Source organism: Cohnella algarum, from assembly GCF_016937515.1.
Taxonomy (GTDB): Bacteria; Bacillota; Bacilli; order Paenibacillales; family Paenibacillaceae; genus Cohnella; species Cohnella algarum.
Window position 1 is genome coordinate 2,718,891 of sequence record NZ_JAFHKM010000002.1, and the last position, 25,715, is coordinate 2,744,605.

Below are 25,715 nucleotides of genomic sequence, written 5' to 3' on the forward strand. Positions count from 1 at the left end.
CAATCGAAGTCCGTGCGGAAACGTCGAAATTCGTCCGAAAACGGCTTAAGCGGGAGGTTTCTTGAGAAAACACCAAGAAAGCGCTTTATATTAAGCGTTTTCAAGTGATTTCTAATGATTTTCGAAAAAATTTTTTATGCTTTCTTAACAAAAGGGGGAGAAATTTTCGAAAATTTGTCGTAAAATTAGATTTACGTTAACTTGCTGTAAAGAAGTGGCCAAGCCAATCTTATCTCGAACCGGGGAGCGTTATGATGAAAATTCGCACGTTTCAACTGTCGGATTACCGGTCTGTTTCCGATTTGCTGGAGGTTTCATTGTCGGAAGAGTGTTGCAAGGAGACGTTGAAGGCTCTGGCCCGTCAATTGTCTTGGGATAGCGAATTGGTTCTCGTCGCGGAGGAAGAAGAGGAAATTTTGGGCGTCATGATCGGAACGATCGACAAGCAAAACGGCTACGTATACCGAATTGCGGTTCATCCGGATCACCGCCGCCGCGGAGTCGGCCGGTCGCTGGTGACGGCGCTGAACGCCAGGTTCCGTCAACGCAACGTCCTTAAAGTTTTGGTCGCGGTGGACAAGCATAACGAGCATCTGCAGCCTTTTTACGAAAGATTGGGAGACGCCCCGGACATGGTCAAGCTGAACAGGCCTTTGTCGATCGTTGCCGGATAACGTTAATAAGACGCGCAATTCCCCATTAAAAGGAAAGCATATCTTACGTGCCGGGAGGCGCCGAGGAAATTCGGTTGCTTTTGGACATAAGATATGCTTTTCTTATAATACATTGAATTGGTGCCGGGCAGGTGTCGCGAATGGAGAGCAGCGGAAAGTCGTCCTTATCCCCTTATGAACGCTGTATCATCAAAAGCTTTAAAAACAACGGCTCGCTGCACCGGGTCTGGCTGGAAAATTGGCAGGTGCCGGACCGTTTGCTTCATCCCCGCCATGCGGAGCAGTCCATGTGGATCTTCGTCAACGACCATACGACGATCAGGGAAGCGGACGGCAAGGAATGGATCAGCCGCGTGCCCGCGGTGTCTTTTTTTATTCCGGGCCATTGGTTCAATATCGTGGCCTTGCTCGAAGACAAGGGAGTCCGTTATTACTGCAATATCGCCTCCCCTCCTTACCGGTACGACGACGTGTTGACCTACATCGATTACGATTTGGATGTCGTGCTGTTTCCGGACGGCGCCATGCAGGAGCTCGACCGCGACGAATACGATCGGCACAAGGAAGAATACCGGTACAGTCCGTTCGTGCGCGACAGGGTCGAGGAAGGGCTGATGAAGCTTCAAGCGCGGATCGCGGCGCAAAGCGAACCGTTCGACGAAGCGGAGGTACGGCGCTATTATGCCGAATGGAAAGGCCAATCGATCGGCAAAGGAGACGTTAGCCTATGAGCGAAAGGCCCTCTTTTGACGCTGTTACTCCCGGCAGAACCCGCGCTTCCCGGCCCGAGCGGCCCGCTTGGGCCAAGGAGCTGCGGGATTGGGCGAAGGCGCTTTTGGTCGCCTTGGTCGTCGTTGTTTTACTGAGGGCTTACGTATTTCAGCTGTCGACGGTAAAAAGCATTTCGATGGAACCGACCTTGCATGAGAAGCAGTGGCTGTTCGTGAACAAACTTTCTTATCGATTCGGCAGTCCGGATCGGGGAGACGTCGTGATCCTGAAAGACCCGAGCGACGGTCCGGACCGGAAAAGCCTGCTCGTGAAGCGGGTAATCGGAATTCCGGGCGACAAGCTCGAAATCCGGGGCGGCCATCTGTACGTCAACGGCGAACTGCGGATCGAGCCGTATACCGATTCGCCGATCGAGGACGGCGACTTCGGGCCGGTGACGGTGAGCGAGGGGCACTATTTCGTAATGGGCGACAATCGCCATCTCGGTTCCAGCAAGGACAGCCGGACGTTCGACGAAGTTCCGGAAAGCTTCGTCAAGGGCAGGGCGGAAGCGATTTTGTGGCCGATCACCCGGTGGTCGGGGCTATAATGATTGCAGCGAAGCCTGCGGCGCGGCCGATAGCGTTTTGAAGCAAAACGCGCCGCATGCGGCGGACGTTTGGAGAGAACCCGAGCCCTATGCGGCGGACGGAAAAGGAGGGAGGCATGGCGAAATGACGACGGCAAATCGTTCTCCCGCGCGGAGCGCGGAGTTTTGGCGGAAGTTGAAGGAGGAGATGGTGAAAGCCGCTCCGGAGCTTGGCATCGACAAAATCGGCGTCGCGTCGGCGGATCCGTTCGCGGAATTGAAGGAACGGCTGCTCCGCCACCGCGAGCTCGGGCGGGAGTCCGGCTTCGAGGAGCCGGATTTGGACAAACGGACGAATCCGGCGCTGCTGTTCGACGAGCCGAAGTCGATCATCGCGATTGCCGTCGCCTACCCGTCCAAGCTGCATAACCCGCCGGTGTCCGAACCCGGGCGCAGACGGGGGATTTTGTCCCGTTCGGCATGGGGCGAGGATTACCACCATGTGCTGAACCGCAGGCTGGAGCGGCTTGCCGCCTGGCTGGCGGAGCGGGTGCCCGAAGCCCGGGGCGCGTCGATGGTCGACACCGGCGCCCTGTCGGACCGGGCGGTGGCGGAAAGGGCCGGCATCGGCTGGAGCGGCAAAAACACGATGATTCTGACCCGCGAATGGGGCTCGTGGGTCTATTTGGGCGAAATGATCACCAACTTGCCCTTGCCGCCGGATACGCCGGCCGAGGAAGGCTGCGGCGACTGCACGCTTTGCATCGACGCTTGTCCGACCGGCGCGCTCGTCGGCCCGGGGGAGCTGGACGCGCAGAAGTGCGTTTCGTTTCAGACGCAAACGAAGGGAATCGTATCCGACGAGATGATGCTGAAAATCGGCAACCGCTTGTACGGTTGCGATACGTGCCAGATCGTTTGCCCGGCGAACCGGGGCAAGGACGCCCGGCACCATGCGGAGCTGCTGCCCGACGCGGAGACGGCGAAGCCGCTGCTGCGGCCGCTGCTCGCAATGGGCAATCGGGAGTTCAAGGAAAAGTTCGGAGCGAGCGCGGCCGCCTGGCGCGGCCGCAAGCCGATTCAGCGCAACGCGCTCATCGGGCTCGGCAACTTTCGCGATGCGTCGTCCGTGCCGGACATCGTCCGCGTGCTGCGCGAAGACCCGCGTTACGAGCTGCGGGCTACGGCGGCCTGGGCGCTTGGCCGCATCGGCGGCGTCGACGCGGAAGCGGCGCTGCGGGAAGCGGCCGTTTCGGATGCGGACGATCGCGTGAAGGAAGCCGCCGAGCGGGCGCTTGCGCGGCTGCGGGAAGGGGATTCCGGCGGCGAAGCGAAGCGTCGCCGCCCGGCAAAGCCGAAAACACCGGTTCGACAATAGCGGCGGCTGCCCTGGCGGCCGCCGATTCAGGAGGACGAGCGGATGCGGAACAGAGGTTTCATCAACCAACGCGAGCCTAAGGCGGAAATCAAGTGGACGGAGCTGGAATCGCCGGCCGGTACGCTGCTTTTGTGCCGGACGGATGACGGAATATGCCGGCTCGATTTCGGCGGCTGGAGCGAGCGCGAGCCGTTCCTTGCGGCCTGGGCGAGGCAGTGGTGGCGGGATTTCGCTTTCGTACGCGCGGCGGACGATTCGATGCTGAAAGATACGATTCGCCAACTCGCCGATTATTTCCGGGGAAATACGACGGAATTCAAGGTGCCGCTCGATATGCGCGGCACCGTCTTCCAGCGCCGGGTGTGGGAAGCGCTTTGCGATGTCGGCTACGGCAGTACCGCATCCTATCGCGACATAGCGGCCGCCATCGGCCAACCCAAGGCGGTGAGGGCGGTGGGAGGCGCGAACAACCGCAATCCGGTTCCGATCATCGTGCCGTGCCACCGCATCATCGGCGCGAACGGAGCCCTGGTCGGCTACGGCGGCGGACTTGACGTCAAGGAACGGCTGCTGGCGCTGGAACGGACGAAAGCGAAAGCGGCGGTTGAATGAAGATTTTTTCGGCGGCATGAAGCTTTCCTGGCTTTCGGGCTTCATCTTTTCGGCGAACTTGCCGAAATTATGGAGTATTATTGAAATAAAAACGCCACGAGGCAACATTCGGCGGGAAGGTCAGCAAGCTCAGACAGGAGAGAGAACGGATGAGACTGGTCGATATCGAAGCGGTTGAGCCCGGGCAGACGCTCGGCAGGACGATTTTTTCGGCGAATGGGACGGTGCTTCTCTCCGCGGGCGTGCAATTAACGGTATTTATGATTAGCACGCTTAAGCGGTTGGGCGTTACGATGGTCTACATAAGCGATCCGCTGTTTCAGGACGTGACGATCGAAGAAGTGTTGTCGGAAAGCACGAAGCATGCGGTCATCCAGCAAATGTCGGAAGCGTTCGATGCGCTGCGGTCGGGCAAGACGTTCAACACGAAAGCGATCAGCACGACGGTGGGCCAATTGCTCGAGGACGTCATGCGGAACCAAAACGTGCTCGTGCAGCTTTCGGACATCCGGACCGCCGATAATGCGGCGTACATTCACGCGATGAACGTCTGCATGATGTCCACGTTGGTCGGCCTGAATATGGGGCTCAACATGATCCAGCTCAAGGAGCTTGCGATCGGGGCGATGCTGCACGACATCGGAAAGCTGGACGCCCCGGACAAGGAGCAGGAGGAAGGCCGGCTTCATCATGCTTGGCGCGGCTTCGAAATGCTGAAGATGAAGCGGGAGTACAGCCTGCTGACGGCCCACGTCGCGTTCCAGCACCACGAATGGATCGACGGCACGGGGCAGCCGCGCGGGCTCGGAGGCGAAGAGATCCACCTGTACGCGAAGATCGTGGCCGTAGCCAACGTGTACGACAATCTGCTGACGGATTTGTCCGAAGGAAGGCGGATTCTTCCGCACGAAGCGGTGGAACGGCTGAACGCGCTTTCCGGAACGCAGCTTGAACGCGAGGTGCTGGTCGAGTTTTTGCGCATCGTTTCCGTTTATCCGAACGGGATCTCGGTGCGGCTGTCCAACCGTCAGACGGGCGTCGTCGTGGGACAGCACCGGGGGCTGCCGGGCCGGCCGGTCGTGCGCGTCATCGACAAGGCGGGAGACGAAGCGGTCGGAGCGACGGAAATCGATTTGTCGCAGCACCCGACGATTTTCGTGGAAGCGGTGCTTCTGTAACGGCCGGAAAGCGATTTGATCTGGCGCTCGGAGCCGTGCTATCATAGGTAGGTTGCGTCGGACAAGCGTCTTCGCAACGGCAAAATTTTTCGTAAGTCGGAGGGGAACGAAGTGAGCGCTTGGAACATCGTAATTCCGATCGTGACGCTTATCGTCGGCGCGGTGCTCGGATTTATTTTCGGGGTATTCTACTTGAGAAATCAAATGACCCGCATGCAAAACGACCCGGAAATGCTGCAAAAGATGGCGAAGCAGATGGGCTACAATATGAATAAGCAGCAGCTGCAGAAAGCGCAGCAAATGCTGAGCAAACAAAACGGCAAACCCCGGCGCAAATAGAAGAAGGCCGGGCGCGAGTCGCAGAGAACGCGAGCCCCGTACGTTCGGGACGCAGCTGCGGCGATAAGGAGGAAGATCGGTGGCCGGATTGAAGGATTATACGAATACCGCCGTTTCGCGCAATCGCGAGCAGATCGAACACCACGTTCGGGAAATATTGAAGCTGATCGGGGAGGATGTCGAGCGCGAAGGCCTGCTCGATACGCCGGCCCGCGTGACGCGGATGTACGAGGAAATATTCGCGGGCTACGAAGTCGATCCGCGCGACGTGCTCGGCGTGACGTTCGACGAAAAGCACGAGGAGCTCGTCATCGTCAAGGATATCGTTTACTACAGCCAGTGCGAGCACCATATGGCGCCGTTTTTCGGCAAAGCCCATATCGGCTATATTCCAAGCGGCAAAATCGCGGGCCTGAGCAAGCTGGCCCGGCTCGTGGAGGCGGTCACCCGCAGGCTGCAGGTGCAGGAGCGGATCACGTCGCAAATCGCCGACATTCTCGAGGAGTCGCTCGATCCGCACGGCGTCATGGTCGTCGTCGAAGGCGAGCATCTGTGCATGTGCTCCCGCGGCGTCAAGAAGCCGGGAAGCAAAACGGTAACGTCGGCCGTGCGCGGCCAGTTCCGCAACAGCTCGGCGCTGCGATCGGAATTTTTGTCGTTGATCAAAGAGTAGGAAAAAAAGGCCAAGCGGTCGGATGCCGCTTGGTTTTTTGTTGAGGTTGATTTCGGACCTCCGCGGATCCGTTGAGTTTGGGCTACATCTCAATCTCCAAACGCGTGCAGCCGCGCGCAGTTGGGTAAAAATGACTCACCTTACCGCCTCCGTTTGCGCGCCGTCGCTCCGGTTGAGTCGTGACGACTCATCTCAACCCGCCAAACGCACGGAGCCGCGCGCAGTTGGGTAAAAATGACTCACCTTGCCGCCTCCGCGCAAACTCTGTCGCTCCAGTTGAGTCGTGACGACTCATCTCACCCCGCCAAATGCATGCAGCCGGCACGCAATTGAAGGACAAGCCGGGCAAAAAAGCCGGACACCCGGCATCCGGTTTCACCCGCAGCCTCTCCTGCGGTACCAATAAGCGTAGACGGTTCGGAAGCCCAGCTTGTCGTAAAGGCGAACGGCCGGAGCGTTGGCCTGAACGACCTGCAAGTAGCCGGTATCGGCTCCGCAAGCAGCTCCCCAATGCAAAATGTGCAGCAGCAGCTGCTCCCCGAATCCCCGATTGCGGCATTCCGGATTCGTCACGATTTCATACAGCCCGACATAGCGGTCCTCGACGACGCCCATGCCGCAAGCGACGGGCTTTCCTTCGCAAAACAAGGTGAAAAAGCCTTTGGCGTCGGGCGCCGCTTCCATGATTCGGCGGGCGGCCGACGTCTGCTCGGGCGAATAGTCGAGCCACTCGGAAACAAGCTCCATCCAGCGCACGGAAGGAGACCGCTCTACGCCAATGTCGTCCGTCTTCGGCTGCGGCAGTCCGGCGAGAGCCGCCGACTTAACGGCCGAAGGTTCGAGGAGGTCGTACCCGAACGACTGAAGCAAGCCGTCCAGATGCCGGGAGGCGGCAAAAGGCGTTATTTTAAACACGGCCGGAAGACCCGCGTTACGGTAAATTTCCTCGCAGGCTCCGATTTTTTCTTGCAGCGTTCGTCCGGTTTCCGCCGGCGGGCCCCAAAGCGGCTGAACGGAGTTGGCCCGTTTCGTGAAGCCCTCGGACAACCGGATGAGCCAGCCGTCGCGGACGAACTGGCGCAATCCCGGCCATGCGTTCAAGGTCAGCTGTTCGATGCGTTCGCCCTCGATTTGATGCCGGTTCGGCGCCGGAGCTTTCGTTCCGGAAGCTTCGTTCAAGCGATCCGGCTCCGCCGAACGGCTGCATTGGTCGATCACGCACGTCACTTCCATTCGCTTCAGTATAATTATACACTACTAATTATAATTATACGGAAACAATTTTCAACCCCCGGCTACATTCGGCACACTTCCTTCGGACAGCTTTCGCACCGGCAAATTTTTCGCAAATAGTCCATGTCTTTGACGACCAGGTAACCGTCCTTGACGAGAATGACGTTTTCCTTGCGGTACTCGGACAGCATTCGATTGACGCATTCCCTTGACGCTCCGATCATATCCGCGAGCTCGGTATGGTTGATTTTCAACGAAATCAACGTTCCGTCGCTGTCGGGAACGCCGTTGGAATTGCACAAGCGGATAAGCAGCGAGCAGAGCGCCCCGGATTTTCCGTAAAGCATAAGGTCCCGAAATTTCGTTTGGGTCATCCGGTGCATCAGACCCATCCACTTCATGAATTCGATGGCAAAATCGCCGTGCTGCCACAGCAGCACTTCAAGATCGGCCATCTGGATCAGCCCGATTTCCCCGGGTTCGATCACTTCGGCGTTAAACGAGTGAACCGGCTTGCCGGACGGATCGGGCTGGCCGTACAGATCTCCGTTTTGGAGCAGATAAAGCGTGATGTGGCGTCCGTTGTCCGACGTTTTCGTAATGCGAAGCCGGCCGCTGCGGACGAACAGGAGTTTGTCGGCAGGATCGCCTTCCCAGAACAGGACGGTGCCTTTTTCGATCGTTTTGCGGTACATGATGCTCTGAAGCTTGGCAAAGCTGTCGGCGGAAAAACACCGGGCCGTTCCTTCCGTACCTTCGTTGCAAATCGGGATTCGGGCGGTCGGGTTCATTCGCGGCACGCTCCTTCAGTTCGGATACTCTTATTGTAAAGGAATCCCGCAGTGGGATTTATGAGGGGAATGACTGAATCTGCGGGGGAAATTCCCTGATTTTGACCGGAAATGATCTACATCACTGCGGCCGGCCGACTTTATCGGGTTTAATCGTTTCAGGAAACCTTGAAGAAAGGAGCTGCCCAAAATGCCGACGCAACCGTCCGAAAGCATCCCGCCTTCGCGGGATGTATCCGCGGAACCGCCCGTAAGCGGAATTATTCTCGCGGGAGGCCGCAGCCGGGTGAAGCGCGGAGAGCTGAAGGCGTTATGGCCGATCGACGGGGAGCCGCTGCTGGCAAGGCAAATCCGTTTGATGAGGTCCTGGTGCAAGGAAATCATGGTGGTCACCGACACGCCGCGCTTGTATTTGCCGCTCGTCCCCGCGGATGTCCGCATCGTCACCGATTACGCGAAGGGAAAAGGGCCGCTGGGCGGCATGGCGGCAGGGTTGTCGCTCGCGCAGCTCCCCTATGCGTGGATCGTCGGCAGCCGCATGGCGGATTTGTCCGTTCCGGCCGCCCGGCTGCTGCTGGCGCGCTGCGCAGCCGGACGAAAGGAGGCGGTGTGGCCGTCGGATTCGAGCGGGCCGTATCCGCTGCACGGCATATACGCCTGCGCGAGCGCCGGCCGCGTCGTCCGGTTGTTCGAGGAAGGCCGGCGAGGGCTGGCGGATTTGCCGAGATTTCTGCTCTGGGACGAGGTGACGGAAAACGAATTCGCCCGGCACGGCATCGCATTCGATTTTGTCCGCGAGCGGGCCGCCGGCGGCGCCGTTTATCCTTTTCCGGCCGACCGAAGGTAAAAATCCATTGTGACGCCGGTCATAGCGGGCGGGAATTCCGGCGATTTATGCTGTAACCGTAAGAGTCCAGAGGTTTATCTTTTGGGGAGGCGGAGGCTTATGACGGTAAAAGAGAGCCGAGCGCAGCCGAACGCGGCGGCCGATCAGGCGAACGCTCTCGTCGCGAGGGCGCATCAGGCGATGGAGGCGTATTTGCGCCTCGATCAGGAACGAATCGATGCCATCGTGCAGGCCATGGCGCTGGCGGGTTTGAACCGCCACATGGAGCTCGCGAAGCTTGCCGTGGAGGAGACGGGACGCGGCGTGTACGAGGACAAAATCACGAAAAACATGTTCGCGACCGAGTCCGTCTATCACAGCATCAAATACGACAAGACGGTCGGGGTGATCGAAGACAATCCTTACGAGAGCTACCAGAAGGTCGCGGAGCCGGTCGGCGTCATCGCCGGGGTGACTCCGGTGACGAACCCGACGTCGACGACGATGTTCAAATCGCTGATCGCGGCCAAAACGCGAAATCCGATCATTTTCGCGTTTCATCCGTCCGCGCAGCGCTCGAGCGCCGCGGCGGCGCAAACGCTGCGCGACGCGGCCGTCAAGGCGGGCGCGCCGGAGCATTGCATCCAGTGGATCGAATCCCCGTCCGTGGAAGCGACGCAGGCGCTCATGAACCATCCCGGCGTAGCGCTCGTGCTCGCCACCGGAGGCTCCGCGATGGTGAAGGCGGCGTACAGCACCGGCAAGCCGGCGCTCGGGGTCGGACCCGGGAACGTGCCGTGCCTGATCGAGAAATCCGCCGATTTGAAGCAGGCGGTGACCGACCTCATCTTGTCCAAGACGTTCGACAACGGCATGATTTGCGCGTCCGAGCAGGCGGTTATCGTGGAGGAGGCCGTGTACGACCAGGTCCGCAAGCTGATGATCGAGTACGGCTGTTACTTTTTGAACAAGGAAGAGACGGAGGCCGTGTCGAGGCTGGTGATCAACCCGGAAAAATGCGCCGTGAACGCGGCCATCGTCGGCCAGCCCGCGGAGCGCATCGCCGAATTGGCGGGCGTCGAGGTTCCGCCGGGAACGAAAATTCTCGTGGCCGAGCTGGGCGGCGTCGGGGACGCCTGGCCGCTTTCCGCCGAGAAGCTGAGTCCGGTGCTCGCCTGCTACAAAGTGTCGACCGTGCACCAGGGCATCGCCAGAGCGGCGGAAGTCGTGGCCTACGGCGGCATGGGGCACTCCTCGGTCATCCATTCCCGCAACGAGGAGGCGATCGCCGCGTTCGCGAGGCGTTTGCAAACGGGACGCGTCATTGTGAACGCCCCGTCGACGCACGGCGCGATCGGCGACATTTACAACACGAACCTGCCGTCCCTCACGCTCGGCTGCGGTTCGTACGGGCACAACTCGACGACGGCGAACGTAACGGCGGTCAATTTGATCAACGTGAAAAGGGTGGCGAGGCGTACGCTGAACATGCAATGGTTCAAAGTGCCTCCGAAGGTGTATTTCGAGCGGGGGGCGACGCAATATCTGGAGAAAATGCCGGACATCTCGCGGGTGCTGATCGTCACCGACGCGACGATGGCGCAGCTCGGCTACGTGGAGAAGGTCGAGTACTATTTGCGCAAGCGGAAAACACCGGTCAGCATCGAAGTGTTTGCCGACGTGGAGCCCGATCCGTCGACCGATACGGTCGACAAAGGCACGGCGCTGATGCGGGCGTTCCGGCCGGACTGCATCGTGGCGCTCGGCGGGGGCTCGCCGATGGACGCCGCGAAGGCGATGTGGCTGTTCTACGAATACCCGGACACCGAATTCGACGCGCTCAAGCAAAAATTTCTCGACATCCGCAAACGGGTGTACAAATATCCGCGGCTCGGCTACAAGGCGAAATTCGTCGCCATTCCGACGACGTCCGGCACCGGCTCCGAAGTGACCTCGTTCGCCGTCATTACGGACAAAAACAAAGGAAATACGAAATACCCGCTCGCCGATTACGAGCTGACGCCGGACGTGGCGATCGTCGACCCGGAATTCGTTTACAGCTTGCCGAAGACGGCCGTCGCGGACACGGGGATGGACGTCCTGACGCACGCGATCGAAGCGTACGTGTCGGTCATGGCGAACGATTATACGGACGGGCTCGCGCTGCAGGCGATCCGGCTCGTCTTCGACAACCTGGAACGTTCGTTCCATACTTCGGATTCGCAAGCTCGTGAAAAAATGCACAATGCCTCGACAATCGCCGGAATGGCGTTCGCCAACGCTTTTCTCGGGATCAACCACAGCCTGGCTCACAAATGGGGAGGGCAGTACCGTACGGCGCACGGGCGGACGAACGCGATTTTGATGCCGCACGTCATCAAATACAACGCCGGAAAGCCGACCAAATTCGCGTCGTTTCCGAAGTACGGCCACTTCATCGCCGACGAGCGGTATGCCGATATCGCCCGGCTGCTGGGGCTTCCGGCGAAGACGACGGAGGAGGGCGTCGGAAGCCTGATCGCGGCGGTGCGGAAGCTGAACCGCTCGCTCGGCATTCCCGAGAAATTCGCCGATCTCGGCATTCCGGCGAGCGACTTCGAGTCGCGCGTCGACGAGCTCGCGGACCGCGCGTTCGAGGACCAGTGCACGACGGCCAATCCGCGGATGCCGCTCGTGACGGAGCTGGCGGACATTTACCGGAACGCATACTACGGCAGATTTTAACCGGATTCCCGATTTTATTTGGAGGTGCTTGACATGGCGAAGGTTGCAGACGAGGTTCGGAACCGCGCGAAGCCGGGGGGCGGCCCTTGGCGGGGGTTTGCGGATGGCGAATGGAAAAAACGGATCGACGTGTCCGGCTTCATTTTGCGGAACGTTGCTCCCTACGACGGGGACGAGGCGTTCCTCGCCCCGCCGACGGAGGCGACGCGTTCCCTGTGGGACCGGGTGCTGGAGCTGATGCGCCGGGAACGGGAAAACGGCGGCGTGCTCGATATCGACGTCCATACCGTGTCGACGATTACATCGCACGGTCCGGGCTATATCGAGCGCGGCAAGGAAAAAATCGTCGGGCTGCAAACCGACGCGCCGCTGCGGCGGGCGGTTCAGCCGTTCGGGGGCATCCGGATGGCGGCCGACGCCTGCGAAGCCTACGGCTACCGGCTGCCGGACGACATGATCCGGCTGTTCACCGACATCCGCAAAACGCATAACCAGGGCGTGTTCGACGCGTATACGACGGAAATGCGGACAGCGCGCAAAGCCGGCATCATTACCGGGCTGCCCGACGCCTACGGCCGCGGGCGGATTATCGGGGACTACCGGCGGGCCGCGCTGTACGGCGTCGACCGCCTCATCGACGACAAGCGGGACGATTTGCGGGAGCTGGAGGTTTGCGAAATGTCGGAGGAGGTCATCCGGCAGCGCGAGGAGCTTTCCGAGCAGATTCGCAGCCTGCAGGAGCTGAAGAAGATGGCGGCTTCCTACGGCTTCGATATCTCCAGGCCTGCGGCCGATGCGCGCGAGGCGTTTCAATGGCTGTACTTCGCTTACCTGGCCGCGATCAAGGAGCAGAACGGGGCGGCGATGAGCCTCGGCCGCGTGTCGACGTTTCTCGATATTTACATCGAGCGGGATTTGGCGGAAGGCACGCTGACCGAAGCGGAAGCGCAGGAGCTGGTCGACCATTTCGTCATGAAGCTCCGGCTCGTCAAATTTTTGCGGACGCCCGACTACAACGAATTGTTCAGCGGCGACCCGACGTGGGTGACGGAATCGATCGGCGGCATGGCGCTGGACGGCCGGACGCTGGTAACCCGCAACTCGTTCCGTTTTCTTCATACGCTTTATAACCTGGGGCCGGCGCCCGAGCCGAACCTGACGGTGCTCTGGTCCGAGCGTCTCCCGCGGGCGTTCAAGGCCTATTGCGCCAAAGTGTCCATCGCGACAAGCTCGATCCAGTATGAAAACGACGAGCTGATGCGCCCGCTGTTCGGGGACGATTACGGCATCGCGTGCTGCGTTTCGGCGATGCGGATCGGCAAGCAGATGCAGTTTTTCGGGGCGCGGGCGAATTTGGCGAAGGCGCTTCTGTACGCGATCAACGGCGGCATCGACGAGAAGCTCGGCATCCAGGTCGGCCCGAAGCTCGTTCCGCTGACCGGGGACACGCTCGATTACGCGGAAGTGGCGGCCAACTACGACGAGGTGCTGGAATGGCTTGCGGGCCTGTATATGAACACGCTCAACGTCATCCACTACATGCACGACAAATACTGCTACGAACGGCTGGAAATGGCGCTGCACGACCGGGAGATCGTCCGCACGATGGCGTGCGGCATCGCCGGGCTCTCGGTGGCGGCCGACTCCTTGAGCGCGATCAAGCACGCCAAAGTGCGGCCGATCCGCAACGAGCAAGGCGTCGCGATCGATTTCGCGATCGAGGGCGACTATCCGCAATACGGCAATAACGACGACCGGGCGGACCGGATCGCGGTCGAGCTGGCGGAATCGTTCATGAACAAGCTGCGCAAGCACCATGCGTACCGGAATGCGATTCCGACCCTGTCGGTGCTGACGATCACCTCGAACGTCGTGTACGGCAAAAAAACCGGCAGCACGCCCGACGGCCGAAAGAGCGGGGAGCCGTTCGCGCCGGGGGCGAACCCGATGCACGGACGCGACCGCAAGGGAGCGCTCGCGTCGCTCGGCTCGGTCGCCAAAATTCCGTACGCGAGCTGCCAGGACGGCATTTCGAACACGTTCTCGATCGTGCCGAAAGCGCTTGGCCGGGAGGAGGAGGCGAGAAGCGGCGTGCTGGTGTCGCTTCTGGACGGCTATACGGCAAGCGGCGGGCACCATTTGAACGTCAACGTGTTCAACCGCGAGCAGCTGCTGGATGCGATGGAGCATCCGGAGAAATACCCGCAGCTGACGATCCGCGTGTCGGGCTATGCGGTCAACTTCATCAAGCTGACGAGAGAACAGCAGCTTGACGTCGTGAACCGGACGTTTCACGGAGCGATGTGACCGGGCGTCCGGCTGCGCCCCGAAACCCGAAGGGAGGCGAAGGCCATGCATAACGAAGGCCGCATCCATTCCATCGATACGTTCGGCACCGTCGACGGCCCGGGCATTCGCTTCGTGCTCTTTGCGCAGGGGTGCGCGCTGCAGTGCGGGTACTGCCACAACCCGGATACGTGGAATCCCCGGGACGGCCGAACGGCGACGGTCGAGGAGTTGCTGGCGGAAATCGAGCCTTACGTTCCGTATTACAGCCGCTCCGGCGGCGGCATTACCGTCACGGGAGGGGAGCCGACGCTGCAGGCGCCCTTCGTCGCCCGGCTGCTGGCCGAGTGCAAGAGGCGCTGGGGGCTGCATACGGCGCTCGATTCCTCAGGCTTCTGCGACCCTCATCACGTCGAGGAACTGATGGAGGTCACCGATCTCGTGCTGCTCGATCTGAAGCAGCTGAACCGCGAGCGGCACATTGCCCTGACTAGCCAGCCCAACGACCGGACGCTCGCCTTCGCCCGCTGGCTGTCGGAGCGGGGGAAGCCCGTATGGATTCGCCACGTGCTCATTCCGGACGTGACGGACGACATGGCGGACTTGACCGCTCTGGGGGCGTTCATGGGCACGCTGGGCAACGTGGCAAAGTTCGAGCTGCTGCCGTACCACCGGATGGGGGTGCACAAGTGGGAGCGGCTCGGCAAAGCGTATCCGCTGGAGGGCGTCCGGCCGCCGGAGGAAAAAGAAATGCGGCGCGCCCGGCATCTGATCGAAATGGCCATGCGCGACGCGAAGACCGTCCGCATCGGCGAATCATAGAAAAGCCGCTCCCTTGTCCGATCGTTTCGCGCCGGACGGGGGAGCGGCTTTTTTAGCGACGAGAAAGCGCCCGGGCAAGCTTGCGGGACACGCGGCGCAATTTTCGCCATGATGCCTATTTTCCAATGCAGGCCCCCTCTGGCGCGAGGAGGAGCGTTCCCCGGACGTTTGTCCATCGCGAATAAGAAAAGGGCCAAATCGGACATCGTATTCCGGGCGGGATGTGGCGTATGATGACGGTAAAGCAGCGAAATCAACCATGGTATGGAGGTTTTTCAACAGATGGGTTCCTCAGATAAAATCCGAATCGGCCTCATCGGAGCCGGCAATATCGGAAACGTGCACCTGCAAGAATTCGGCAAGCTCGGTCAGGAATGCGAAATCGCCGCGATTACGGACGCATATCTTCCGCTCGCGGAGCAGCGGGCGCAGCAATACGGCATTCAAACGGTCGCCCCGTCGCCGGAAGCGCTCATCGAGCGCGGCGACATCGACGCGGTGATCGTCGCCGTGCCGAACCAAAGCCATGCGCCGCTGACGATCCGGGCGCTGGAAAGCGGTAAGCACGTGCTCGTCGAAAAGCCGATGGGACTTCATTCCGGGGCGGCCAAAGACATCGTCCGCGCGGAGAAGAAATACGGCAAGACGGTCATGGTCGCGCATCAGATGAGGTGGGATTGGCTGCCGCTGCAAGTGAAATCGCAAATCGAGCAGGGCGAGCTGGGCAACATTTACACGGCCAAAACCGGCTGGTACCGCCGCAAGGGCATTCCCGGCTGGGGCACGTGGTTTACGCGGAAGGACCAGTCCGGCGGCGGGCCGCTCATCGATATCGGCGTGCATATGCTGGATCTGGCGTTTTTCCTGATGGGCGAGCCGAAGCCGGTATCGGTATACGGGTCCACCTACGCGGAATTCGGTCCGCGCAAAAAAGGGATCGGCACGTGGGGCAAGCCGGATTGGAACGGCATCTACGACGTCGAGGATCTGGCGACGGCGATCATCAAGATGGACAACGGGGCCTCGCTGACGCTGGAAGTGAGCTGGGCCGTGCACATGAACACGGACAGCAGCCCGTTCGTTCACATCATGGGCTCGGACGGCGGAGCGTTCCTGAGAGGCAACGAAGGCATGTTCCTGACGGAAAAATTCGACCGCCCGGTCGACGTGCCGCTGCGGGCCCCGGATAACGACGAAGGAAGCCGCGTGCGGTTGAGCCGCCACTTCCTCGAATGCATTCGCGAAGGGAAAACGCCGTGGACTTCCGCCGAGACGGGATTGCGGACGAATCTGATCATCGACGCGATTTACGAGTCGTCCCGTACGGGCGGGGAAGTCAAGCTGGACTGGAGCCTGTAATCCTGGCTTCTAATGCGAAAAAAGACAGAATCCTTTAATCCGGGGTTCTGTCTTTTTTACGGACAAGTCCGATTTCGCGATCAAACGTTAATCGGGTGCTCGGCAGGCAGCGGCTTTGGCCTCGGTGCGGCACTGAAAAAAAGTTCATTATAGACAAAGCATTTTGTAAATCTTTTCAGCACCTGGAAATCGTATTCGGCGTCCCGAAACAAATTCAAATAATCTTCCTCATAGCGAATATGTTCGCCCTCGTCGTACCAATTCATGAATCGGTTGTTGAATCGGGTCCGGTTGCACAAATAAGGCTCGATGACGACGATTTTCCCGGCAGGCTTCAATATCCTTGCAAATTCCAGCAAATATTCTCTGATCAGATTGTCGGGGATATGATGAAGCACGGCGACAATAAGGATGGTATCGATCGAACGGTCCGGGACCGCAATCCGTTTTGAATCAAATTCGATAAAACGATGATCGGGATACCGCTTTTTGGCGTACTCGATTCGTTTGACGTCGGGCTCGATGCCGATGTACGAATCCGGATTGCAGATGACGCAGTTCGCCCCGGTGCCTGCTCCGAAATCAAGAGGGTGGCCTGATCGTAAGTCGAAATGTTCGTTAATAAGGTTATGAATGTATTTTTTCGTAAACCATGCCGTTCGTACGAACGCATGGTACAATTGCGGCGGAAGAGGCATCGTTTTTTGTCACATCCAAGCGTTTTTTGAATGACGCGGGCAACCCGTTCGGGACCCGGAACGGTTGCACGACATCAGGGAGTATGTCCCGAAAGCGGAATAACGATACGGGTAAAATTCGGGCGGACGGACAATCTCTTAAAGTCCTCCGCTCGTTTGATATCCTGATAGGCAGGCAGGTATAATACATACGGAATAGATGAATGACAGGGAGCGGAAAGGGCTGCCATGCGCAAACTACATCAGAGACCGAGCGGCGCCAAGCTGTCCGTCATTATCGCGGCTATCGTTTTTTTTGCGGTAGCGGCAACCTTCGGGTTGAACACAGGGGTCGGCTATTTCACTCAAAAATCGGCTTTGGCGGAAAATACGCTTTCCCTGAACGCGAAGCAGGGAGGAAGGAGCCGGACGGTAGCGTATAAGCCGGAACCTTTGGTTTCTGCGAACTCCGGATAACCGGCCGATAGAATGACAAAAAAGAACAAGCCCCGATTTCCGAAAACCAGCTTGGCGGCCGGTGCGGGGCTTGTCCGTATGTTCAGCGGTTTTTCAGCATTTCGACGTCGGCTTTAAGCTTCAACTGTTCTCGGTTCAAGATGTCGATGCTGTAATCGTGAGCCTGCCACTTGGCGGAAAACTCGTGCCTCATCTCGGTTTGCTGTTCCGCGATCCGGGCGACGGACGCATTCGTCGATTTCACGATGCCGATCAGTTGAACGAGCAAATCTTCGTGCCGGTCCAGACGGCCGGAGGTTTCCCGTTTGAAGCTCCTGTAATCTTCCTTGTGCTCGCTGAAATCCCTTTTCAGCTCCGCCATCTCTTGCTTAAGTCCGGACACGTCTTCCTTAAGTCCGGACACGTCTTGCTTAAGTCCGGACACCTCCAGCTTAAGCTCCGCAAATTCCCCGCGGAAATCCCGCAGCTCCAGCAAAATCAAATCCAGCTTCTCGTCGCTCATCCCGAACAGCCTCCTCAATAAAATATAAATGGCGTTGCAGGCGAGTTCGCGTTCCCCGTGGTAGCGGTTGGAGTGCGGGGGGAGTCGGGAACATTTGTTCTAATTTTACTATATGGGCCATGAATTGACAAATTAAAAAAATGTCGAAGTAGGGGCAGCCAAAGCTCATGAGGGGGAGGCGAGCGGGCGTCAAGGGCTCCGGAACGCAAAAAATCCCCGGCCGCAACGGAACCCTTCCGTCGCCGCCGGGGAGCGGATCGCCTCAATACGGCTGCCATTGCAGCGTTCTTGCCTTCGCGAAACGATCGGAAACATAAGGCCAGTTGACGACGTTCCACCAATCCTTGATATAACCCGCCCGATCGTTCTGATGCTTCAGGTAGTAGGCATGCTCCCATACGTCCAGCGGCAGCAGCGGCACGACATCCCATTGCGAAAGATTTTGATGCTTTTCGGCCGTCAAAATTTCGAGCCGGCGGGCGCGCGGGCTCCAGACGAGAATCGCCCAGCCGCCGCCTTCGACTTTGTCGGCGGCTTCCGTAAACTGCCGCTTGAAAGCCTCGTATCCGCCGAAATCGCGCTCGATTTGCTCGGCCAGCGGTCCCGTCGGCTTTCCTCCGCCTTTCGGCGACATCGCATCCCAAAAAATCGTGTGCAAATAATGGCCGGCCCCGTGGAACGCCAGCTCCCGTTCCCAATGCTTCACGAGGTCGAAATCGCCCGTGCGCCGGGCCTCCTGCAGCTTGAGCTCCGCCTTGTTCAAGCCGTCCACGTAGCTTTGATGGTGCTTGTCGTGGTGTACCCGCATCGTCTTCTCGTCGATGTACGGCTCCAAGGCATCATACGGATAAGGCAGCGGCGGCAGCGAATGCCCCCCGATCGGAACCGGACGTCCGGTCCCGGCGCCGGCGAGCGGATCGGACCAGCTTCCTTCGGGGGATCTCGCCAGTCCGTCGGCGGGCTGCGGAATGTCCGGCCGCTCCGCAGCGTCGTCGCTTTCCTCTCCGTTCGGCCGAATTTGGCCCGCTGGCGCCGACGAAGCGGCCGGCTTCGGTTCGGAAGCGTCCAAATAGCGTCCGGATTCCGCCTGAAGCCGCTCCGCGAGGGCGGAGGCTTCCGGGTTTTTGCGAAAGGCTTCGCTATTTTTTCGGATCACCTTGAGGTGGCGAATATATTCGGCGGATTGCCGCTTTGCCTCCTCCTCGAGACGGGCAAATGAGGAAGCGCGCCGGGATAAATGAAACGGGGTGCCGGGCGTCGGCTCGTACAGCGAATAGCGGGCGGCAGCGGCCGTCCGCTCGAACACGAGCTGCCATTCGTTCAGCAGCTTCGCGAACGCCGGTTCAAGCCCGGGGATCCGTTCGCGCAGAAGGAGCGTTCCCTGGCTTTCCCGGGTTTTCCAACCGACCAATTCATTTGCCAGTTCAAATGGATATCCGCCAGAAGCTTCGGCTGTCGGCATGCCGATTCCCTCCCTCCATAAGTAGCAGCGACATATGGCTACGTACCTATGTTTATGCCGGGAAAACGGCCGTTTATGACACTTCAGACGGCGAAGGTTTCGCCCGGGACGGTTTCGCCGGAGCCGGAAGAGCGGCTAATGCCGTCTAAAAAAACCGAAGCGCGTTCGACATACTCCTCCGTATGGGTCCGAAAAATCATTTCGTGAAGAACGTCCGGAACGATCCACAGCTCGGAGGACGGATGGGATTGCGCCGCCGCGATATTTTCGGTCATCCATTGCGGGGATTTGTCGTCCGCCGTTCCGTACACGAGCATGATCGGAAACGGATAATCGGTGGATTGCGCTTGTTCCGAAGGGATTTGATCCACCGAATATCCGCTCCAAAGCGGGAATAAAAGCCGAACCAGATTCAGGGTCAGGGGTCGGGGAAGCGATACGTACCGGTTAATATTTTCATAAATCGTGTCTTCGTCCGCCAAAAACGTGCTGTCCAGGATCATGCCGTCGATCAGGTCCGTTTGAAGAGCGGCTTGAAGCGCGGTGCCGGCGCCCATGGAAAATCCCCAGACGACGAGTTCCGCGCTGCCTTGGCTGCGGGCGAACTGCAGCGCTCCGAGCAGCTGCTGCGATTCCGCTATCCCTCCGGTCGCCGCGGACGGCCGAACGGGGTCGGCGAACCCGTAGTCGAACATGAGCACATTATAGTTCCAGCCGTTAAGCAGCTCGGCGATATCGTACATCGGCACCCAAGGCTCCTCGCGATTGGCGCCGAACCCGTGGCTCAGGACGACGGTTCGCTCGCTGCCGCCGGGAATCCACCAGCCGTGCACCTGGGACGCCCCGTCCGCGCTCGGAAACGAGACGTCCGAATAGGGGAGGTTTTTGGCGGACATCGGGTTGAGCGACAGGGCGGCGACTTTCGGATGCGTAAGGAGATAAGCCGCGTAGGCAAAAATCGACACGACCAGCAAGACCGACGCGAAAATGAAAACGAGGACGGCCAGAAGCAGTCTCTTGCCTTTCCGCGAGACCGCGGCTTCCGGGACGAAAGCGGGGGATTCGGGCAAAGGCAGGGCGTCCAGAGGGCGGGAACTCAGCGTTGTCGTATTCATCGGGATCGCCTCCGCTTCGGATGAGGGTTTTCTAATGAAATCGTTAAAGTTATCGTAAAATTGAAAAAAGGGAGCGTCAACGAGACTTGTCGAATTGTTAGACAGACGTAATGAAACTGCAATGAAACGCTGCCAATATTTACGGGGTTGAGCGCATCGGTTATACTAGGTGTACCAGTGTTTCATGGAGTGAAACGATTGGAGGCCTTCGAATGGAAGACGAGAAAAAGACCGTACGCGCCGTCGAAAGAGCTCTCGACGTTCTCCTTTGTTTTACTTCGGGGAGCGAATGGGGGTTGACGGAAATCGCGCAGCGAGCCGGGCTTCACAAGAGCACGGTCCATCGTCTGCTGGCGACGTTGGAAGAGAAGGGCTTCGTCATGCGCGACGAGGCTACCGATAAATACAGGCTGGGCTTGCGGATTTTGGAGCTGTCCGCCCATTTGACCCAGTCCGACGACCCCGCGGTCGTCCTGCTCGAGGAAATGAAACGGCTGCGGGACCAATTGGGCGAAACGATCAGCTTGTACGTGCGCGACCGGCGCGACCGCGTCCGCATCCAGGCGGTGCAGAGCGAGCAGGCGATTCGCCGGGTCGCTCCGGTCGGGGCCCGGCTGCCGCTGTTCGTAGGCGCCTCAAGCAAGGTACTGCTCGCGTTTGCCGAACCGGAAGTGAAGGAAGCGCTGCTGAACGATCCGGCATGGCCCGCGTCCGTCGATATTCCGGCGTACGAGAAGCAACTGGCCGAGATCGCCGCCGCGGGCTACGCGACAAGCTTCGAGGAGCGCGAAGCGGGGGCGGCGGCCGTCGCCGCGCCGATTTTCAACCGGGCGGGCAAGCTGGTGGCGGCGTTGTCCGTCTCCGGACCTTCGAACCGGCTTACGCCGGACGTCATGGAGGAGCGGGCGCCCGCCATCGTCGCCGCCGCAAGGCGGATGGGCTCGCTGCTCGGCTAAAAAACCGGGGACTGCCGAAAGGTCGGAAAAGACCTTCGGGCAGTCCCCGGTTTTTCGTAACGGGATAAAGGACGGAAAACGACGTTTCCCAATCGGATTGCGACCGTTTTACGCTTTCGGCTCCAGTCCCGCAAAAACGCCAGCGCGTCGTCCAGCGTCGAGACTTTCACCAGTTCGAGATCAAGGTCGAGCTCCTTGACCGTTTCCTCGGCTTCCTTCCAGTTGCTCGCGCCGTTCTTCTCGTCGTAGGGGACGAGGAAGTAATCCGCTTTTTCCCGGTCGGCGGCCATCAGCTTGTATTTGATGCCTCCGATCTGCCCGACCGTGCCGTCGGCAGCGATCGTGCCGGTGCCGGCCACCCGGTAGCCCCGGGACAGGTCGTCTCCGGTCAATTGGGCGACGATTTCCAGCGTCATCATAAGTCCGGCCGAAGGACCGCCGGTGTCCGCGAAATCGAACTTGACCGGGTCCGGCGCGGTCACCTTCAGCACGGTTTCCTGATAAAAGCCGACGCCGGGCTTGCCGGTCGAAGCCATCGCGATGAGCGGGACCTCGGCCTCGAACGGCTTGTCGCCTCTCGTTCCGGCCAATTTGACGGTTTCCCCGGCTTTTTTGGATTGAAGCACGGCCGTTAGCGATTCGGCCGTCAACGTTTCCTTGCCGTCGGCGGACGTAATGATATCCCCCTCCTGAAGCCCGTGCTCGCGGGCTTGCGTGTCCGGCAGAAACGCCCTGACGATGACGCCCTGCTCTTCGATTTGAATCTGCCGGCCGAGGGAGTCGTAGGCCGCCATCAGCGCCCCGTTTTCGGAGCTGTCCCGCATATAGGCGAGCAGGTTCCGATAGGCGGCGTAATTGACCGTGCCTCCCGTGGCCTTCTCTTCGGTTACGATGTCCATTCGGGGGTTGATCCAAGCGTACAAGATGGAAAAAACGTTCGGTTTCGAATACGTCGAAACGGTCGTAAACAGCAATGCGCCTTTCTCCTCCAGTTCGTGCCCGGTTTCGACCCGGGGATGAACGGGCTCGGCCGAGCCCGGTCCATAGAGCACGTAAGGGAACGACCAATTGCTCGCCACGATAAAGAGAACGGCAACCAGCCCGACGATAACGGCCGATCGGTAGCGGCGGAGCCAATGTTTCTGTTCAGCAGCCATCCGGGCTTCACCTCCGGTAACATTATAGCGCAACAACGCGAGCGGAAACAAAAAAGAAAAGGAAAGAGCAGGAAACGACGGCACGTTTCGTTCCGCAACCGCGCCCCGCAACGCAAAAAAGTCCGAAAGCACGGGCGAACCGTACTTTCGGACTCGGGGCAGTGCGAAGCAAAAGATTTATTGCGCGGCCAGCATTTGGCGAAGCACCGTTTGCAGGATGCCGCTGTTGCGGTAGTAGTCGACGTCGACCATCGAGTCGAGGCGGACGGTAACCGGGAATTCGAACGTCGAACCGTCTTCGCGGGTAGCTTTGACGGTGAGCGTTTGGCCCGGCTGCACGTCGTTGCTCAGGCCGGCGATGTCGAACGTTTCGCGGCCGGTGATGCCGAGCGTCTTCCAGCTTTGGCCGTTTTGGAACTGCAGCGGCAGTACGCCCATGCCGACCAGGTTCGAACGGTGAATCCGCTCGAAGCTTTCGGCGATGACGGCCTTGACGCCGAGCAGGAACGTGCCTTTGGCCGCCCAGTCGCGGGAGCTGCCGGTGCCGTATTCTTTGCCGGCGATGACGACGAGGTTTTTCTTCTCGTTTTGGTATTTCATCGAAGCGTCATAGATCGACATCACTTCGCCGGTCGGCAGGTACGTCGTCACGCCGCCTTCGGTGCCGGGTGCGACCTGGTTGCGAATCCGGATGTTGGCGAACGTGCCGCGCATCATCACTTCGTGGTTGCCGCGGCGGGAGCCGTACGAGTTGAAGTCCTTCTTGGCGACGCCGTGCTCGGTCAGGTACAGGCCTGCCGGGCTGTCGGCCTTGATGTTCCCCGCCGGCGAAATGTGGTCCGTCGTGACCGAATCGCCGAGCAGCGCCAGCACGTTCGCGCTCTTGATGTCCGCGATGTCGCCCGGCTCGGAGCCGAGATCGGTGAAGAACGGCGGGTTGGCGATATAGGTCGACTTCGCATCCCATTCGTAAAGCTCGCCTTGCGGAACCGGGATTTGGTTCCATTGTTCGTTTTGCGTAAAGACGTTTTCGTACTTGGCGCGGAACATGTCCGGGGACAGCGACTGGCGAATCGCTTCCTGGATTTCGTCGTTCGTCGGCCAAATGTCCTTCAGGTACACCGGCTCGTTGTCTTTGCCGAAGCCGATCGGATCGTTCGCCAGATCGATGTTGACCGTGCCGGCCAGCGCGTAGGCGACGACGAGCGGAGGCGAAGCCAGGTAGTTGGCTTTGACCTGGGCGTGCACGCGGCCTTCGAAGTTCCGGTTGCCGGACAGCACCGCGGCTACCGTCAGATCGTTGTCGGCGATCGCCTGGCTGACTTCGTCCGGCAGCGGGCCGGAGTTGCCGATGCAGGTCGCGCAGCCGTAGCCGGCGACGTAGAAGCCGATTTTCTCCAGGTACGGAAGCAGGCCGGCTTTGCGCAGGTAATCGGTAACGACGAGCGAACCCGGAGTCAGCGAGCTCTTGACGTATTCCGGCTTGGTCAGGCCGCGTTCGACGGCTTTCTTCGCGACCAGGGCCGCGCCAAGCATTACGCTCGGGTTGGACGTGTTCGTACAGCTCGTGATGGCGGCGATGACGACCGCGCCCGTCGTAAGCTCGCTTTTCTTGCCGTTTTTATGATGGACTTCCGCTTTTTGCGCGATCTTTTCGTCGGTGAGGCCGTAGCCGCCCTTGTCGATCGGCGTGCGGATAATTTCGTTGAATTCTTTCTTCATGTTCGTCAGCTCGACGCGGTCTTGCGGACGCTTCGGACCGGCGAGGCTCGGAACGATCGTGGACAAGTCCAGCTCGATGACGTCGGTGAACACCGGATCCGGCGTGTCGTCGGTGCGGAACATGCCCTGCGCCTTGTAATACGCTTCGACGAGCTCGATTTGCTTCTCGTCGCGGCCGGTCAGACGCATGTAGTTAAGCGTCTCGGAGTCGACCGGGAAGAAGCCGATCGTGGCGCCGTACTCCGGAGCCATGTTGGCCACCGTCGCGCGGTCGGCGAGGCTGATGTTGGAAAGGCCGGAACCGAAAAATTCGACGAACTTGCCGACGACGCCCTTTTTCCGCAAAATTTGCGTAATCGTAAGCGCCAGGTCGGTCGCGGTCGCGCCTTCGGCCAGACGGCCGGTCAGGCGGAAGCCGATGACTTCGGGCATTACGAAATAAAGCGGTTGGCCGAGCATGCCGGCTTCGGCTTCGATGCCGCCGACGCCCCAGCCGACGACGCCAAGGCCGTTGATCATCGTCGTATGGGAGTCCGTGCCGACGAGGGAATCCGGGTAAACCTCGGTTACGCCGTCTTTCGTTTTGGTCGCGGCGACGGAAGCGAGATACTCGAGGTTGACCTGGTGAACGATACCGGTAGCCGGGGGAACGGCGCGGAAATTATCGAACGCCGTTTGCGCCCAGCGAAGAAAGCGGTAGCGCTCTTCGTTGCGCTCGAATTCGATGTCCATGTTCGTTTGCAGCGCGTCCGGCGTGCCGAACGCATCGACCATGACGGAGTGGTCGATGACAAGGTCGACGGGAACGAGCGGGTTGATCCGTTTCGGATCGCCGCCGGCTTGCTTCACGGTTTCGCGCATGGCGGCCAGGTCGACGACGACCGGAACCCCGGTAAAGTCTTGAAGCACGATCCGCGCCGGAATGAACGGAACTTCTTTATCCTCGCGGCCGTTGGTCCAGCCGGCGAGTTGCTTGACATGCTCGCCCGTAATGGCGCGGCCGTCGAATTGACGGATCGCGGCTTCGAGCAGCACCTTCATCGAAAAAGGAAGTTTGGATACTGGGCCCGCACCTTGCTGTTCCAGCTCTTGCAAGCTGTAGTAGCGGTACGATTGTCCGGCTACCTTCAGCTCGGACTGCACCTTGTAAGGCAGGTTAGACAAATCAATCAGCCTCCTGAGTCGTTGAGAATGAGTTTCATTGCGTGAAACACGATTTCAAAAAACCTTCAGTTATAGTATAACGTCAGACATGCGTTCCGTAAAGTTACATTTGCTGGCTCTGTGAATGTTTTGTGACGAAATCCGCGCCGAATCGCGAATTTCATTTGGCGCGCTTTGCGCCCATTTTAATAGGATGCCTCCCGTTCCGGGCGTTTCATCCGGCATTGGCGCAAAAAGACAACCCGGAAGCAGCTTGGCCTCCTCGGGGCCGCTCTTCCGACGTCATGC

The 25,715-nt window shown here is 59.5% G+C and carries 23 protein-coding genes; 15 read left to right on the forward strand and 8 right to left on the reverse strand.

Annotated features, from left to right (window positions below):
- Positions 1-254 precede the first annotated feature (254 nt).
- From JW799_RS12460 to folE, 8 genes are all read left to right on the forward strand, one after another.
- Positions 255-674, forward strand: a complete 420-nt coding sequence (locus JW799_RS12460) for a GNAT family N-acetyltransferase (RefSeq protein ID WP_080832927.1) — start codon at positions 255-257, stop codon at positions 672-674.
- A gap of 140 nt (positions 675-814) precedes the next feature.
- Positions 815-1,405, forward strand: a complete 591-nt coding sequence (locus JW799_RS12465; protein WP_080832926.1) for a DUF402 domain-containing protein — start codon at positions 815-817, stop codon at positions 1,403-1,405.
- Positions 1,402-1,995, forward strand: coding sequence for a signal peptidase I (lepB, locus tag JW799_RS12470; protein WP_205430044.1), 594 nt, complete (start codon positions 1,402-1,404; stop codon positions 1,993-1,995). Before JW799_RS12465 ends, lepB begins: the two co-directional genes overlap by 4 nt.
- A gap of 124 nt (positions 1,996-2,119) precedes the next feature.
- A complete protein-coding gene (gene queG / locus JW799_RS12475) occupies positions 2,120-3,352 on the forward strand; it encodes a tRNA epoxyqueuosine(34) reductase QueG (protein WP_205430046.1) in 1,233 nt (410 codons plus the stop codon).
- Between the two features lie 42 nt (positions 3,353-3,394).
- Positions 3,395-3,964 carry a methylated-DNA--[protein]-cysteine S-methyltransferase gene (locus JW799_RS12480; RefSeq protein ID WP_080832923.1) on the forward strand — a complete coding sequence of 190 codons (570 nt, stop codon included), beginning with the start codon at positions 3,395-3,397 and terminating at the stop codon, positions 3,962-3,964.
- A gap of 149 nt (positions 3,965-4,113) precedes the next feature.
- Complete coding sequence (locus tag JW799_RS12485) at positions 4,114-5,142, forward strand: HD-GYP domain-containing protein (protein WP_080832922.1); 1,029 nt, start codon at positions 4,114-4,116, stop codon at positions 5,140-5,142.
- Between the two features lie 111 nt (positions 5,143-5,253).
- Complete coding sequence (locus JW799_RS12490) at positions 5,254-5,481, forward strand: YneF family protein (RefSeq protein WP_080832921.1); 228 nt, start codon at positions 5,254-5,256, stop codon at positions 5,479-5,481.
- Positions 5,482-5,560: 79 nt separating this feature from the next.
- Entirely contained in the window at positions 5,561-6,154 is a 594-nt protein-coding gene (folE, locus tag JW799_RS12495) for a GTP cyclohydrolase I FolE (protein WP_080832920.1), read from the forward strand.
- Between the two features lie 375 nt (positions 6,155-6,529).
- Here the strand turns inward: folE and JW799_RS29615 are convergent, their stop codons facing one another.
- Positions 6,530-7,372, reverse strand: coding sequence for a GNAT family N-acetyltransferase (locus tag JW799_RS29615; RefSeq protein WP_205430049.1), 843 nt, complete (start codon positions 7,370-7,372; stop codon positions 6,530-6,532).
- 77 nt (positions 7,373-7,449) lie between these two features.
- Positions 7,450-8,178: a Crp/Fnr family transcriptional regulator gene (locus JW799_RS12505; RefSeq protein WP_205430051.1), complete on the reverse strand. Its 729-nt coding sequence runs from the start codon at positions 8,176-8,178 to the stop codon at positions 7,450-7,452.
- Between the two features lie 190 nt (positions 8,179-8,368).
- On the opposite strand from JW799_RS12505, the gene mobA reads away from it, so the two are divergent.
- The 5 genes from mobA to JW799_RS12530 all read left to right on the forward strand — a co-directional run bounded on the left by mobA (position 8,369) and on the right by JW799_RS12530 (position 16,195).
- Positions 8,369-9,025 (forward strand): molybdenum cofactor guanylyltransferase, encoded by a 657-nt coding sequence (gene mobA / locus JW799_RS12510; RefSeq protein ID WP_205430054.1) that lies wholly within the window; start codon positions 8,369-8,371, stop codon positions 9,023-9,025.
- Between the two features lie 99 nt (positions 9,026-9,124).
- Positions 9,125-11,728: a bifunctional acetaldehyde-CoA/alcohol dehydrogenase gene (gene adhE, locus JW799_RS12515; RefSeq protein ID WP_205430056.1), complete on the forward strand. Its 2,604-nt coding sequence runs from the start codon at positions 9,125-9,127 to the stop codon at positions 11,726-11,728.
- A gap of 33 nt (positions 11,729-11,761) precedes the next feature.
- A complete protein-coding gene (gene pflB / locus JW799_RS12520) occupies positions 11,762-14,035 on the forward strand; it encodes a formate C-acetyltransferase (RefSeq protein WP_205430058.1) in 2,274 nt (757 codons plus the stop codon).
- A 45-nt stretch (positions 14,036-14,080) separates the two neighbouring features.
- Complete coding sequence (gene pflA / locus JW799_RS12525) at positions 14,081-14,836, forward strand: pyruvate formate-lyase-activating protein (protein ID WP_205430060.1); 756 nt, start codon at positions 14,081-14,083, stop codon at positions 14,834-14,836.
- A gap of 282 nt (positions 14,837-15,118) precedes the next feature.
- Positions 15,119-16,195, forward strand: coding sequence for a Gfo/Idh/MocA family protein (locus JW799_RS12530; protein ID WP_080832912.1), 1,077 nt, complete (start codon positions 15,119-15,121; stop codon positions 16,193-16,195).
- Between the two features lie 80 nt (positions 16,196-16,275).
- Here the strand turns inward: JW799_RS12530 and JW799_RS12535 are convergent, their stop codons facing one another.
- On the reverse strand, positions 16,276-16,893 hold the full coding sequence (locus tag JW799_RS12535; RefSeq protein ID WP_080832911.1) for a class I SAM-dependent methyltransferase: 618 nt from the start codon (positions 16,891-16,893) through the stop codon (positions 16,276-16,278).
- 228 nt (positions 16,894-17,121) lie between these two features.
- Here JW799_RS12535 and JW799_RS12540 point away from each other — a divergent pair, with 228 nt between their 5' ends.
- Positions 17,122-17,349, forward strand: a complete 228-nt coding sequence (locus JW799_RS12540) for a hypothetical protein (protein WP_080832910.1) — start codon at positions 17,122-17,124, stop codon at positions 17,347-17,349.
- An 82-nt stretch (positions 17,350-17,431) separates the two neighbouring features.
- Here JW799_RS12540 and JW799_RS12545 read toward each other — a convergent pair whose 3' ends face one another.
- From JW799_RS12545 to JW799_RS12555, 3 genes are all read right to left on the reverse strand, one after another.
- The gene (locus tag JW799_RS12545; protein WP_080832909.1) at positions 17,432-17,851 is read right to left on the reverse strand and encodes a hypothetical protein; all 420 of its coding nucleotides are present in this window, start codon (positions 17,849-17,851) and stop codon (positions 17,432-17,434) included.
- Between the two features lie 262 nt (positions 17,852-18,113).
- Positions 18,114-19,313 (reverse strand): superoxide dismutase, encoded by a 1,200-nt coding sequence (locus tag JW799_RS12550; RefSeq protein WP_205430062.1) that lies wholly within the window; start codon positions 19,311-19,313, stop codon positions 18,114-18,116.
- An 83-nt stretch (positions 19,314-19,396) separates the two neighbouring features.
- The gene (locus tag JW799_RS12555; RefSeq protein ID WP_080832907.1) at positions 19,397-20,428 is read right to left on the reverse strand and encodes an alpha/beta hydrolase; all 1,032 of its coding nucleotides are present in this window, start codon (positions 20,426-20,428) and stop codon (positions 19,397-19,399) included.
- A 212-nt stretch (positions 20,429-20,640) separates the two neighbouring features.
- On the opposite strand from JW799_RS12555, the gene JW799_RS12560 reads away from it, so the two are divergent.
- Complete coding sequence (locus JW799_RS12560) at positions 20,641-21,384, forward strand: IclR family transcriptional regulator (RefSeq protein ID WP_080832906.1); 744 nt, start codon at positions 20,641-20,643, stop codon at positions 21,382-21,384.
- Here the strand turns inward: JW799_RS12560 and JW799_RS12565 are convergent.
- Together JW799_RS12565 and acnA are read right to left on the reverse strand one after the other, a co-directional pair.
- A complete protein-coding gene (locus JW799_RS12565; protein WP_205430064.1) occupies positions 21,381-22,541 on the reverse strand; it encodes a YlbL family protein in 1,161 nt (386 codons plus the stop codon). The two genes, JW799_RS12560 and JW799_RS12565, sit on opposite strands and share 4 nt — an antisense overlap.
- Positions 22,542-22,718: 177 nt before the next feature.
- A complete protein-coding gene (gene acnA / locus JW799_RS12570; RefSeq protein ID WP_205432945.1) occupies positions 22,719-25,433 on the reverse strand; it encodes an aconitate hydratase AcnA in 2,715 nt (904 codons plus the stop codon).
- Between the last annotated feature and the right edge of the window lie 282 nt (positions 25,434-25,715).

What these genes read in the sequence shown, in the direction of transcription:
- adhE (WP_205430056.1), top strand. Translation starts at nt 9,125, where the DNA reads ATGACGGTAAAAGAGAGCCGAGCGCAGCCGAACGCGGCGGCCGATCAG.
- JW799_RS12530 (WP_080832912.1), top strand. Translation starts at nt 15,119, where the DNA reads ATGGGTTCCTCAGATAAAATCCGAATCGGCCTCATCGGAGCCGGCAAT.
- JW799_RS12485 (WP_080832922.1), top strand. Translation starts at nt 4,114, where the DNA reads ATGAGACTGGTCGATATCGAAGCGGTTGAGCCCGGGCAGACGCTCGGC.
- queG (WP_205430046.1), top strand. Translation starts at nt 2,120, where the DNA reads ATGACGACGGCAAATCGTTCTCCCGCGCGGAGCGCGGAGTTTTGGCGG.
- JW799_RS12480 (WP_080832923.1), top strand. Translation starts at nt 3,395, where the DNA reads ATGCGGAACAGAGGTTTCATCAACCAACGCGAGCCTAAGGCGGAAATC.
- mobA (WP_205430054.1), top strand. Translation starts at nt 8,369, where the DNA reads ATGCCGACGCAACCGTCCGAAAGCATCCCGCCTTCGCGGGATGTATCC.
- JW799_RS12565 (WP_205430064.1), bottom strand. Translation starts at nt 22,541, where the DNA reads ATGGCTGCTGAACAGAAACATTGGCTCCGCCGCTACCGATCGGCCGTT.
- JW799_RS12465 (WP_080832926.1), top strand. Translation starts at nt 815, where the DNA reads ATGGAGAGCAGCGGAAAGTCGTCCTTATCCCCTTATGAACGCTGTATC.
- lepB (WP_205430044.1), top strand. Translation starts at nt 1,402, where the DNA reads ATGAGCGAAAGGCCCTCTTTTGACGCTGTTACTCCCGGCAGAACCCGC.
- JW799_RS12560 (WP_080832906.1), top strand. Translation starts at nt 20,641, where the DNA reads ATGGAAGACGAGAAAAAGACCGTACGCGCCGTCGAAAGAGCTCTCGAC.
- JW799_RS12540 (WP_080832910.1), top strand. Translation starts at nt 17,122, where the DNA reads ATGCGCAAACTACATCAGAGACCGAGCGGCGCCAAGCTGTCCGTCATT.
- JW799_RS12545 (WP_080832909.1), bottom strand. Translation starts at nt 17,851, where the DNA reads ATGAGCGACGAGAAGCTGGATTTGATTTTGCTGGAGCTGCGGGATTTC.
- JW799_RS12555 (WP_080832907.1), bottom strand. Translation starts at nt 20,428, where the DNA reads ATGAATACGACAACGCTGAGTTCCCGCCCTCTGGACGCCCTGCCTTTG.
- JW799_RS12550 (WP_205430062.1), bottom strand. Translation starts at nt 19,313, where the DNA reads ATGCCGACAGCCGAAGCTTCTGGCGGATATCCATTTGAACTGGCAAAT.
- JW799_RS12505 (WP_205430051.1), bottom strand. Translation starts at nt 8,178, where the DNA reads ATGAACCCGACCGCCCGAATCCCGATTTGCAACGAAGGTACGGAAGGA.
- pflB (WP_205430058.1), top strand. Translation starts at nt 11,762, where the DNA reads ATGGCGAAGGTTGCAGACGAGGTTCGGAACCGCGCGAAGCCGGGGGGC.
- JW799_RS12535 (WP_080832911.1), bottom strand. Translation starts at nt 16,893, where the DNA reads ATGCCTCTTCCGCCGCAATTGTACCATGCGTTCGTACGAACGGCATGG.
- pflA (WP_205430060.1), top strand. Translation starts at nt 14,081, where the DNA reads ATGCATAACGAAGGCCGCATCCATTCCATCGATACGTTCGGCACCGTC.
- JW799_RS12460 (WP_080832927.1), top strand. Translation starts at nt 255, where the DNA reads ATGAAAATTCGCACGTTTCAACTGTCGGATTACCGGTCTGTTTCCGAT.